Annotated in this window: 10 protein-coding genes; all 10 read left to right on the top strand. The window is 59.6% G+C overall.

Features of this window, described 5'->3' with window-relative positions:
* Positions 1-228 precede the first annotated feature (228 nt).
* The 10 genes from trmL (at position 229) to recA (ending at position 11,487) form a co-directional block, all read left to right on the top strand.
* Positions 229-738 (top strand): tRNA (uridine(34)/cytosine(34)/5-carboxymethylaminomethyluridine(34)-2'-O)-methyltransferase TrmL, encoded by a 510-nt coding sequence (gene trmL / locus L248_RS02830; protein WP_022528550.1) that lies wholly within the window; start codon positions 229-231, stop codon positions 736-738.
* A gap of 65 nt (positions 739-803) precedes the next feature.
* Positions 804-1,223 carry a DUF1149 family protein gene (locus tag L248_RS02835; protein WP_040534527.1) on the top strand — a complete coding sequence of 140 codons (420 nt, stop codon included), beginning with the start codon at positions 804-806 and terminating at the stop codon, positions 1,221-1,223.
* A gap of 111 nt (positions 1,224-1,334) precedes the next feature.
* Positions 1,335-3,710 carry a DNA translocase FtsK gene (locus L248_RS02840; protein ID WP_040534529.1) on the top strand — a complete coding sequence of 792 codons (2,376 nt, stop codon included), beginning with the start codon at positions 1,335-1,337 and terminating at the stop codon, positions 3,708-3,710.
* A gap of 14 nt (positions 3,711-3,724) precedes the next feature.
* On the top strand, positions 3,725-5,002 hold the full coding sequence (yfmF, locus tag L248_RS02845; RefSeq protein ID WP_022528554.1) for an EF-P 5-aminopentanol modification-associated protein YfmF: 1,278 nt from the start codon (positions 3,725-3,727) through the stop codon (positions 5,000-5,002).
* On the top strand, positions 4,992-6,296 hold the full coding sequence (gene yfmH, locus L248_RS02850; protein ID WP_022528555.1) for an EF-P 5-aminopentanol modification-associated protein YfmH: 1,305 nt from the start codon (positions 4,992-4,994) through the stop codon (positions 6,294-6,296). Before yfmF ends, yfmH begins: the two co-directional genes overlap by 11 nt.
* On the top strand, positions 6,296-7,024 hold the full coding sequence (gene ymfI / locus L248_RS02855; protein ID WP_040534637.1) for an elongation factor P 5-aminopentanone reductase: 729 nt from the start codon (positions 6,296-6,298) through the stop codon (positions 7,022-7,024). The genes yfmH and ymfI overlap by 1 nt, the downstream gene beginning before the upstream one ends.
* 147 nt (positions 7,025-7,171) lie before the next feature.
* Positions 7,172-8,149: a helix-turn-helix domain-containing protein gene (locus L248_RS02860; RefSeq protein ID WP_022528557.1), complete on the top strand. Its 978-nt coding sequence runs from the start codon at positions 7,172-7,174 to the stop codon at positions 8,147-8,149.
* A 25-nt stretch (positions 8,150-8,174) separates the two neighbouring features.
* On the top strand, positions 8,175-8,762 hold the full coding sequence (gene pgsA, locus L248_RS02865) for a CDP-diacylglycerol--glycerol-3-phosphate 3-phosphatidyltransferase (RefSeq protein ID WP_040534530.1): 588 nt from the start codon (positions 8,175-8,177) through the stop codon (positions 8,760-8,762).
* 113 nt (positions 8,763-8,875) lie between these two features.
* Positions 8,876-10,108 (top strand): competence/damage-inducible protein A, encoded by a 1,233-nt coding sequence (locus L248_RS02870; protein ID WP_040534532.1) that lies wholly within the window; start codon positions 8,876-8,878, stop codon positions 10,106-10,108.
* 110 nt (positions 10,109-10,218) lie between these two features.
* Positions 10,219-11,487, top strand: a complete 1,269-nt coding sequence (gene recA / locus L248_RS02875; RefSeq protein ID WP_022528560.1) for a recombinase RecA — start codon at positions 10,219-10,221, stop codon at positions 11,485-11,487.
* Positions 11,488-11,692 lie beyond the last annotated feature (205 nt).

An 11,692-nucleotide genomic window follows, 5' to 3' on the forward strand; every position in this document is an offset into this window, starting at 1 on the left:
AGGCAAAGTTTTGTCACGTGCCCAAAGTCGGCCCACAGCGTTCCAGCCCCCAATCTGCGGAGCCCGGAGTCACCCGGGCCAGAGTCAGATTTCCATAAACGGGCTACGCCGAGCAGGCCACCCAGGCTAAGTGGCCTAACCGCTCGGCTCAGCCCTCTGGTTCCTCATGCAATTTCTCTCCCGCCGCGGTACCATGGAAGTTATCTCGTAACGGAAGAAGGACCTTTCTTGACCAACCATATCGTATTGTACGAACCCCTCATGCCGGCCAACACCGGGAATATTGCCCGCACGTGTGCCGCTACCGGGGCCACCCTGGATCTTATCTACCCCCTTGGCTTCGAACTCAGTGACCGCAACATGAAGCGGGCCGGGCTGGACTATTGGGATAACGTCAACATTGTGGAACATGACGATCTGAACGCCTTTATGGCGACGCTGCCCAGTACCGAGCACCTCTATCTTATTACCAAGTTTTCTGACCTGATCTATACCGATCAGGACTTCAGCGATACCGCCAGTGACCATTACTTCATGTTCGGCAAGGAGACCACCGGCTTGCCGGAGGACTTCATGCATCAGTACCGCGACCACTGCTTGCGGATTCCCATGACCGATAAGGTCCGGGCCTTGAACTTGGCCAATACGGCGGCCATCGTGATTTATGAGGCCGTTCGCCAGCAGGGCTTTGCCGGCTTGGAGGAACATCACGTTTACCCCCACGATAAGTGGAAGTAGGTTGCGTCGGCACGGGAAAGTTGCCATACTGAAGATAGTGATTTTTGAAACTTTGGAGGATGAAAATGGAAACCAAAAAATTCCCAATCGTCGTGAATTCGTACCACTACGATTTATTGCAAAAAGACGACCAGCCCAGCCAAGATGTGCAGGTGGCCATGCGGGCAGTCCAGCCGAGCGATGACCGGTTGAAGGGGACCGAAAAAGACGGCACCTATTTTGAAATCATGGTGCCTTTTGACGTGACTGTGGCGAACAAAGGCTTCAAAATCTCGGGCTCCATCAGCCGGGTCGTCCAAGTCCTGAAATACTTTGGTGAAGCCAGCGACCTGCCGCCGGAAGAGCTGGAGAAGCTGTCCCGGCCGTTGGTGGAATACATTGAGACATTGACCTACCAAGTGACTTCGGTAGCGTTGAACGAAGGCGTCTCTTTGAATTTCCAAGCCTCGGGCGAACCGGGGGACAGTGCAGACGACGATCAATAAGCATCGTCGATAGGGTCAGAAAGCAGGCGGGACCGGTTGGTTTGCCTGCTTTTTTCCTATATAATGGAGTGCAGTCATTTCTTGTCAGACAATCGGTGAAAGGAGTTTATCATGGCCAAGCGCAGCAGTGCCCGTGTCCCTAAAAAACGTGCGTCATCCCGGCGTTCGTCATCTCGGAAATCGACGGTGACACTGCCGCCGCTCAACATCATCGGGTTTATCTTTCTGCTCTTGGCCGTGCTGGCCATTTTTCGGCTGGGGTTCATCGGGGTCCTGATGGCCAATGTCCTGCGGCTGCTGGTGGGCGATACGTATGTGATCGCCGCCTTGCTGCTGGGCTTTTGCGGGTTCAGTCTGATGGCCAACGGCGAATTGCCCCGCCTGGCTTGGGCGAAGCTGGGCGGACTGGCGTTGACTTACGCCGGCAGTCTGCTTTTTGTGGCCGCACTGTTTTTCGGTCAGGCCGATATGCACAGCCGTTTCCTCACTTATCTCTGGCTGCTGTTGAAACAGGAATTCGCCCGCGCGGCCATCACGGAGAGTGTTGGCGGCGGCCTCATTGGGACCGGTCTGTATTCTGTCACGTACTTCCTTGTTTCCCAGATCGGGACCTACGTCCTCGCCGTGTTGATGATGATTGGCGGCGCGATGCTCTACTTCAGCATTCCTTTTGCCCAGGTAGCTCGGGCGGCCAAGGCGGTGGAAGCCGGCGGCGCCGCCGTCAGCCGCGCGGCGCGGCACCATACCGTGTCAATCTGGCAGCGGATTGCAGCGCATTTTCTCAACGACCCCAGCACGCACCAGAAGACAACGGAAGAACCCACACCGACTGAGCAGGCACCGGCACCGGCCGACCCGCCAGCGTCACCGGCCCCTGAGACGCCGGCACAACCTGCTGCGCCAGCCACTGACGACTTCGTGATCGATACGCCGCCGGCAGCGCCCGCGCCGGCACCGGCGGCTAAGCCTGAACCAGCCCAACCAGCGCCAGAGGAAGCGGCTGACGATACGCTGCCGGGTTTGACCGACACGAAGGTGGTCGCAGACTATCAGCTGCCGCCGACGAGTTTGCTGACGGCGATCCCGCCCACGGATCAGAGTGCCGAGGTGGGGACGATCAACAAGAACCGCACCAAGCTGGAACAGACGCTGGCCAGTTTTGGCGTCCAGGCGGCGGTGAAGAAGGCCAGCCTGGGCCCCGCAATTACGAAGTACGAAGTCCAGCCCGCTGCTGGCGTGAAGGTCTCCCGGATCGTTAATCTGACGGACGATTTAGCCCTGGCTTTAGCGGCGAAGGATATTCGGATGGAGGCCCCCATTCCTGGGAAGCCGTTCATCGGCATTGAGGTGCCGAATCAGCAAGTCTCCACCGTGTCCTTCCGGGACGTGGTCGAACACCTGCCCACCGACCCGAAGCATCTGCTGCGGGTCCCGCTGGGCAAAGACGTGGCCGGCAAGGTGATCAGCGCCAACTTGGCCGATATGCCCCACCTGCTCATCGCCGGGTCCACCGGCAGCGGGAAGTCCGTGATGATCAATACGATGATCACCAGCCTGCTGCTGCGTACTCGGCCCGACCAGGTGAAGCTGCTGCTCATTGACCCGAAGATGGTCGAGCTGAGCGTTTATAACGGTGTGCCTCACTTACTCATTCCCGTCGTGACGGAGGCCAAGAAGGCGGCCGGGGCGTTGAATAAGGTCGTCGCCGAGATGGAGCGGCGCTACGAGCTGTTCGCCCACGCCAGCTTGCGCAACATGAAGGAATATAATGCTAAGGCTGCGGAATTCAACCAGACGCCGGAGGGCAAGAAGACGCCCATGCCGGTGCTGCCGTACATCGTGGTCATCGTGGACGAATTATCTGATTTGATGATGGTGGCCGGCAACGAGGTGGAGAACGCGATCGTCCGGCTGGCCCAGATGGCCCGGGCAGCGGGAATCCACATGATCATCGCCACGCAGCGGCCGTCCGTAGACGTCATCACGGGCCTGATTAAGGCCAATATTCCCTCCCGCATTGCCTTTGCCGTTTCCAGCGGCATTGATTCCCGGACGATCCTTGATCAGAGCGGCGCGGAGAAACTGCTGGGCCGGGGCGACATGCTCTTTCTGCCCATGGGTGCCAGCAAGCCGGTGCGGGTCCAGGGGGCGTACATTTCTTCCGATGATGTGGAGAAAGTCGTTGCCTATGTGGCGGCGGAACAACCGGCGAATTACGATGAATCGATGGAACCGACCGCCGACGATCTCGACGGTCTGGGCGGTGACGACAGTAAGAATAGTGAAGACGAATACTTCGCGGATGCGGTCACGATGCTCAAGGACCAAGATACCGCCAGTGTCTCCATGCTCCAGCGGCGGTTCCGCATCGGCTATAACCGGGCCGCCCGGCTGATGGACGAGCTGGAAGCCCACGGGGTGGTCAGTGGGCCGGATGGTTCTAAACCCCGGAAGGTATTGAACAAGACTGGCCAAGCGGCCGATTAGAAAGCAGACGATCAATGGTTTTTTCGAAGATGTTACGCAGTGGGGTGCGCCTGACGGTGGTGCCCAGCCAGAAGTTCAAAACGGTGACGGCAACGGTTAATTTCATTGCGCCGCTCCAGGTGGCGACCCTAACTAATCGGCAGCTGATCGCTAATTTGTGGCCCGTGGCCAACGCCCACTACCCGACGCCGCGGGCATTGACGGTGGCGCTGCAAGACCTGTACGGGGCCTCGCTGCGGACCGGTATCGACCGGGAAGGTGCGCTCAGTATCGCCACTTGTCAGCTGCAATTTCTGAGCGACAGTGTGCTCCCGGCTGGCGAATCTATTTTGGGTCGCGCGCTGGCCCTGCTGCAGACGATCTGCTGGCAGCCGTTGCTGGATGACCAGGGGTATGCCGCAGCTTTCTTCACGCCGGAACGGGATAATCTGGCCCATGAGCTGCAGAGCATGACGGATAGTGCAGAAAACAAAGCCGTCTTGACGGCTCAGGCCCAATACTTCCAAGATGCACCGGAGCAGGCCGCTGTCTTGGCGGGTACCCCGGCCACTGTGGCGGCGGCTACGCCCCAAGGCTTGGCGGCGTACTGGCGGACCATGGCCGCTCACGACGAGATTGAGATTGTCGTGACCGGGGCGGTGAGCCCAGACCAAGTGGCCGATTTGGTCGCCCAGTGGGCAGTGCCCGCTCGATCAGCAGTCACTACGCCCTTGCAGTGGCAGGGAACCGTGCCGGCACCGCGCCGCTGGCAGACGCCGGCCGCATTCCAGCAGAGCCAGTACATCGCCATCTACCAGCTGCCCGTGACCTATTACGGGCCAAGCTATTTTGACTACCTGGTGACTGATGCCCTGTTCGGCGGTTCGGCGAATTCACTGCTGTTTGCGGCCGTCCGGGAGCAGGCGGGGCTGGCGTATTACGCCGGTACGGATTTCGACGCCCAGACGGGGGCGACGATGCTGCAAGCGGGGATCGATCCCGGTACTGCCGATCAGGTCCGCGCGATCGTCAAAGAGACCTTGGCCCAGCTGGCCGCCGGAGATTTCTCCCCGGAGCGGCTGCACAGTATTCAACAGGAACTGATCACGAACCGGTTGGGCGAGGACGATGCCCAGGCCGCGGTGAACGGCCGCTTCGTGCTGGCCCACCGGCTGCCGGGCGCCGACATGACCCCGGCGGCGTTCCGCACGGCCGTCAGTGCCGTTACCCCGGCAGCGATTCAAGCGTGTGCCGGGCAGTATCGCCTGGTCGTGGATTATTTGCAGGAAGGGGATGCCCGCGATGGCCAATGAATTTCCGCCATTACCCGAACGGATCCACCAAGCGGTGTTAAGCAATGGTCTGACCGTGGTGGGGATTGAGAAACCGGGTTTTATCCGTCATTATGCCCAGCTGACGGTCTTCTTCGGCAGTGCCAGCGCCCGCCGCTTAGCGCCAGAGCAGGGCGGAGCAGCGCTGCCCGCCGGGGTTGCCCATTTTCTCGAACATAAGATGTTCGACAAAGGGGACCACGATGCCGCCGACGCCTTTGCCGCTCGGGGCGCCGACGTCAATGCGTACACTACCCGGACGATTACCAACTATTACTGCAGCGGCACCGGCTACTTGCAGGAAAACGTCCAAGACCTGGTCAATTTTGTTTTGACGCCGTACTTCACGGCGGCAACGGTCGCCAAGGAGCAGGGCATTATTTCCCAGGAAATACAAATGTATCGGGACGATCCCGACTACGCGGTGCAGCAAACACTCTGGGACCATCTTTTTCCCGACAGTGTCATCGCTGAAGACGTGGCCGGGTCTCGGCAAAGCATCGCCGGCATCACCCCCGCCATGCTGCTGGGGGCCTACCGAACGTTTTACCGACCCAACAACATGCAGCTGACCGTGGTGGGGGACTTTAACTTTCCAGCGCTGCTCAGTCAGTTGACCATGCCCGCGGCAGCGGCTGCGCCGGGGACGGTACCCGCGAGTCCCGCGGTAACCGCGCCAGTGCTCACCACCACGCCGCTGCTGCGGACGACCGGCAGCCTGCCGGAAGCCTGGGTCGGCGTCCGGCTGCCGGCACTGCCTGACCCAACGCGGCGGCTGCGCGTATCTCTGCAGCTGGACCTGCTCCTCAGCGGTATGCTGCTGGAGTCGGCGCCGGACTTTCTCCGCTTATACCAAAGCGGCTTGATCGATGATTCATTCCTAGTGGACGCTGAACTGCATAGCCGCTTCGGCACGCTGACGGTGGGCGGTAAGACAAGCGCCCCGGCGACCCTGCTGAAGACCCTGCGGCAGATTTTGACACCGGCCCATGCCCGGGCTGTGATCACGCCGGCGGCATTCACCCACTTGCAGCGGGAACTGATTGGCCGCAACATCAGCGGGTTCGATCACTTCGGCTGGCTCGGTGCCCAAGCGGTGGACGCGGCGGATACCCGGGCAGAGGATCGCCGGCTGGGGTACAGCATCCCGCAAATCGCCGCCATTATTGCGGCATTACGCCGCAGCGATGTCCTCGACCTGGCAGATGATTTATTCGACCCCGCCCGCATCACGGGCATCCTGGTTTCACCCAGCGCGCAGGAGGCGGACGCATGATGAAACGGGCGCTCTTATTTGGGGCGACGGGGGCCATCGGGCAGTCCGCCGCCCGGACACTGGCCGCTGCGGGCTGGTCTCTCTACCTGCAAGGGTGGCACCACATGGACCGGATCGGAGCGCTGCTGACAGACTTGGCAGCGGACTATCCCCAGCAGGAATTCTTGCCCTTGCAGTTGGACTTTACCGCCCGCGATGCCGTGGCCGCATTGACCCCGCAGCTTTACGGGGTGGACGCCCTGGTGTTCAGTCAAGGCATCACCGATTACGAGCTTTTCGCGGAAGCCCCGGCGGCCGTTCTTGACGCCCAATGGCAGGTCAATGTGCGGATGCCGTTACTGATTACCCAAGCTCTGCAAGAAAAGCTGGCCCAGTCCGGCCATGGCCGGGTGGTTTACTTAGGGTCTGTTTATGGCGGTCAAGGCAGCCCCATGGAAGTGATGTACAGCACCACGAAGGGCGCCCTCTCCGCCTTTGCCCAGGCTTATGCTCGGGAAGTGGCGTCGCTGGGCATCACCGTGAACGTGCTGGCGCCAGGGGCCGTGGATACTCCGATGAACGCTGCCATGCTGGCGGGCGGAGCCAAAACGGCCCTGGCTGCCGAAATCCCTGCCGGCCGGCTGGCTCAGCCCCAGGATATCGCTTACTGGCTGCAAGTCCTGTTGGCCCCGCAAGCCCAGTATTTGACCGGCCAGACGATCTACGTCAGCGGCGGTTGGCGGATATAGGCCAATGGAAATCGCTTTCTGAAATCAGACCGGCGTCGGCTGCCATTTTCACCCCGCGGCAACGGGGCTTAAGACTTTCTTTCATTGGTGGGACCCGCTGCCTATGATATACTGTGTAGGAATAAAACCTAGTAGGTGAAAATATAAATGGATGAAGTGGGTAAAAAGCTGCGGGAAGCCCGGATCGAAAAGGGATATACCATTGACGACCTGCAGCAGATTACAAAAATACAAAAACGGTACTTGATCGCCATCGAGGAAGGCAATTTTGATGCGCTCCCCGGGGACTTTTATGTGCGCGCCTTTATTAAACAGTACGCCGAGACAGTGGGTCTCGACGGTCAGAAACTGTTGGATCAGTACGCTGATGCACTGCCGAACCCGGCCGCTACGGCCGCCGCGGATGAAGAGGCGGAAGAACCCGCTGATAAGCGCCGGGATACCCGGCCGCTCGTCGGTGCCGGCAACGTCGCCGCACGGGCGAAGAACTATCTGCCCCAGATCATTGTCGTGGCGGTGGTGGTGATCATTATCGCCTTACTGTCCTACTTTGCTTGGCAAGGGCGGAACAACCAGCGGTCGATCCCGACCACCCAAGAATCCAGTACCAGCCAAGTAGCCAAGTCCAGCAAGAAGAGCAGCGCCAGCAGCAAGTCCAGCAGCAGCGCCAAGTCATCCAGTAAGAAAGAAAGCAAGAAGAAGGAACTGAAGATCACGGCGGCCGGGGTCAGCGGTGCCCAGATGAACTACACTGTGGCTAACCTGCCCACAAGCGGCAACAAGATCACGGTGGCGGCGACCAGCCAGGCTGTGTGGCTGTCCGTCTCCTTCGGCGGCACTCAGAGCTGGCAGGGAACCCTGACAGCGGGCAGCGACCACAGTGTCGATATTCCCAGCGGCACCCAGACAATTCAGATCCGCACCGGCAACGCTACCTATACCACAGCCAAGTTGAACGATACGACGATTGACATGAACCAAAGCGGCGTGACCAGTATTGTGCGCACCGCTAATCTAACCATCGGCGATGCTGCCAGTACCGCGGGCACTGACCAGAACACTGCGGGGACGCAAACCGATGCCTCGGCCAGCAGTTCCAGCAGCAGCGATACGACCCAGCAGTAATCAGGTATGAAGGGGAGAGAAATCATTGAACTTACCAAATAAGTTGACCGTTTTTCGGATCATCTTGATCCCGGTCTTCATTATCTTGCTGGCGGTGCCTTGGAATATGGGCAGTGTGACCCTCTTAGGGACCGGCATTTCTACCACGTACTTAATCGCAGCGATCGTCTTTATTGTGGCCTCATTGACCGATCTGCTGGATGGACGCATTGCCCGCGGCCGGCACTTGGTCACGAACTTTGGCAAGTTCGCCGACCCGCTGGCGGACAAGATGTTGGTGATGACCGCCTTCATCTTTCTGGTTGAATTAGGCAAGGCGCCCGCCTGGGTCGTGGCCATCATCGTCTGCCGCGAATTGGCCGTGACTGGCTTGCGCTTGCTGATCGTGGAACAGAACGGCACCGTTATGGCCGCCGCCTGGCCGGGCAAGATCAAGACGAACACCCAGATGTTCGCCATTATCTTTCTGCTGCTGAACAACATCGGCTTCAGCAACTGGCACATTCCTTTCGGCGAGATCCTCCTGTATATCTGCTTGTTCTTCACGCTATACTCCGGGATAGAATACTTCATCAACGGCCGCGAGGCGTTCAAGGATTCGAGTCAAGAATAGCAGTAAGACGGGCTGGACGACCCCTGGGGGCGGCCAGCCTGATTTTTTTATCCGCCGATTGAACATTTTGGCGCGGAATTGCGTAATTTAGTGTGAGCGGGAAGGAGAACAACATGAAGGCAGAAATTATTGCAGTGGGGACAGAAATGCTCCTGGGCGAAATTACGGACACCAACAGTCCATATTTAGCCCGGCAGCTGGCCCAGCTGGGCATCGACATTTACTATCAGGAAACCGTGGGGGATAATCCGGCACGCATCACGGCGTTGTTGGACCAGGCGAGCAGGCGCAGCGACCTGGTGGTCCTCATGGGCGGTTTGGGTCCCACAGCCGATGACGTGACCAAAGAGACTGTGGCCGCCTTTCTGCACGTGCCGTTAGTCACTGACCCGGTTGCGCAGGAAAAGCTGACTGCGACCGCTGCGCGCTTGCAGCATGCGTTGACCCCGAACAACTTGATTCAGGCACAGCTGCCCCAGGGGGCCATCCCCTTGGCCAATCGGACCGGCTTAGCGGTCGGCAGCTGGAACACAGTCAACGGCACGGTCTACGTGACACTGCCCGGACCGCCGCAGGAGTGCGAGCCGATGATCAGTGAACAGCTGATTCCTCGGCTGGCGCAGGCCACCCACCAAGCCATCGCCTCCACGATGCTGCGCTTCTACGGACTGACCGAGTCCGTCATTGCAGCCAAGCTGGCGCCGGTGATCAACGCCCAGACCAACCCGACCATCGCAATCTACTATCAGTTCCCGGACATCGCCGTCCGGATCACGGCCCAGGCTGCCGATCAAGCTGCAGCGGAGGCCCTGATTGCGCCGGTGGCGGAGAAAATCAAAGACTTACTGGGGGATGCCTTCTACGGGACCGGGGAGCACGGGTCCATTGCCCAGGTCGTCGGACAAGCCCTGATCCAGCGGCACACCACTATAACGGCGGCGGAAAGTCTGACGGCAGGGGCATTCCAGGCGGCCTTGGGGACGGTGCCGGGCATCTCGGCCGTGTTCCCCGGCGGCTACGTCACCTACGCCCCAGAACAAAAAACCGCGATGATCGGTGTACCGGCCGCGCTGATTCAGCAATACGGTGTGGTCAGCACCCAGACGGCCCAAGCAATGGCCGAAGGTGCTCGCCAGCACGTGGGTACTGACTATGCCCTGGGGTTCACCGGCGTAGCCGGCCCGGATACGCTGGAAGGGCAGCCAGCCGGCACCGTGTTCATTGGTCTGGCCAGTCCCACTGGGACCACTGTTCGGGAGTTCCATCTGTTGGGCAGCCGCAACGAGGTGCGGGCTCGGGCCGTGGCCTGGGGCTTCAAGATGCTCCAGGACGTGATTGGCCGCTAATTTGAACGTTCGTTCGCTTTTTTGTTGTATTTTGCCCGCCGTTCCGATAAAATAGGTAAGAAGAGTCGAGTTGAACGCAATCGAATAAACGATATTGAGGAGGAACGCCCTTGGCTTCCAAAAACACGATTAAAGAAGTAACTGAAAAAACCGATAAAGAAGAACGTAAAAAGGCCCTCGGTGACGCCCTGAAGAAAATTGAAAAAGACTTCGGGAAGGGTGCCATCATGCGCATGGGCGACAAGGTCGACACCCAGATTCGGACGATTTCGACCGGCTCACTGGCGCTGGACACAGCGCTGGGAGTCGGCGGTTATCCCCGCGGCCGGATCGTAGAAATCTACGGCCCTGAATCATCTGGTAAAACGACGGTCGCTCTGCACGCGGTGGCGGAAGTTCAACGGGAAGGCGGCACGGCAGCGTATATCGACGCCGAAAACGCGCTGGATCCCGAGTACGCCAAGAATTTGGGCGTGAACATCGACGACCTGCTGCTGTCCCAGCCGGATACCGGTGAGCAGGGGCTTGAGATCGCCGATGCGCTGGTCACCAGCGGGGCCGTCGACTTGGTCGTCGTTGACTCCGTGGCCGCGCTGGTCCCCCGGGCAGAAATCGAAGGCGAAATGGGCGACGCCCACGTCGGCCTGCAAGCCCGCTTGATGTCCCAGGCGTTGCGGAAGCTTTCTGGCTCCATCAACAAGACCAAGACGATTGCCCTGTTCATTAACCAGATTCGGGAAAAAGTCGGTGTCATGTTCGGCAGTCCCGAAACGACCCCGGGCGGCCGCGCGCTGAAGTTCTATGCGACCATTCGCCTGGAAGTGCGCCGGTCTGAGCAGATCAAGGACGGTACCGATATCATCGGGAACCGGACCAAGATCAAAGTCGTCAAGAACAAGGTCGCGCCGCCGTTCAAGGTCGCCGAAGTCGACATCATGTACGGGAAGGGGATTTCCCGCACCGGCGAGCTGCTGGACATGGCTGTGGACAAGGACATCATCGATAAGAGCGGTTCCTGGTATTCCTACAACTCTGACCGGATCGGCCAGGGCCGGGAGAATGCCAAACAGTACATCGGCGACCACCCGGACATGGAAGCCGAGATCCGCACCAAGGTCCGCCACGCCTACGGCATCGACGGCGCTGCTGATTCCGAGGCTAAGCCGGAGGACGACAAGGACGCCGCCGGCAAAGATGCCAAGGATACTGCGGCAGCCAAGGACAGTAAAGACACGAAGACCACGACGTCTGCTGCCAAACCGACTGACACCAAGAAAGACACACCAGCGAAGGACGATAAGAAACCCGCCCAAGATAGCAAGAGCAAGGATGCCGGCGAAGCCATCGATATTTTTGATGGCGCCGAGAGTAAGAAGTAACCAACGTTTCACCCAGCACGTCAGCCCTGAAGGGGTTGGCGTGTTTTTTTGAGGGTGGGCAAGGCGTCTTGGCGCGACCCGGCGATTTGGGCCGATACGGCGTTGCGCTCCGCGCTGCCGCCTCGTGGATCTCGGAATACGTCAGCGCGACCCGGCGATTTGGGCCCTCCGGCTGGCTGGGCGTGGAACGCCGTGGGCACAGCTT

The sequence above is a fragment of the Schleiferilactobacillus shenzhenensis LY-73 genome, from assembly GCF_000469325.1.
GTDB classification, from domain to species: Bacteria; Bacillota; Bacilli; order Lactobacillales; family Lactobacillaceae; genus Schleiferilactobacillus; species Schleiferilactobacillus shenzhenensis.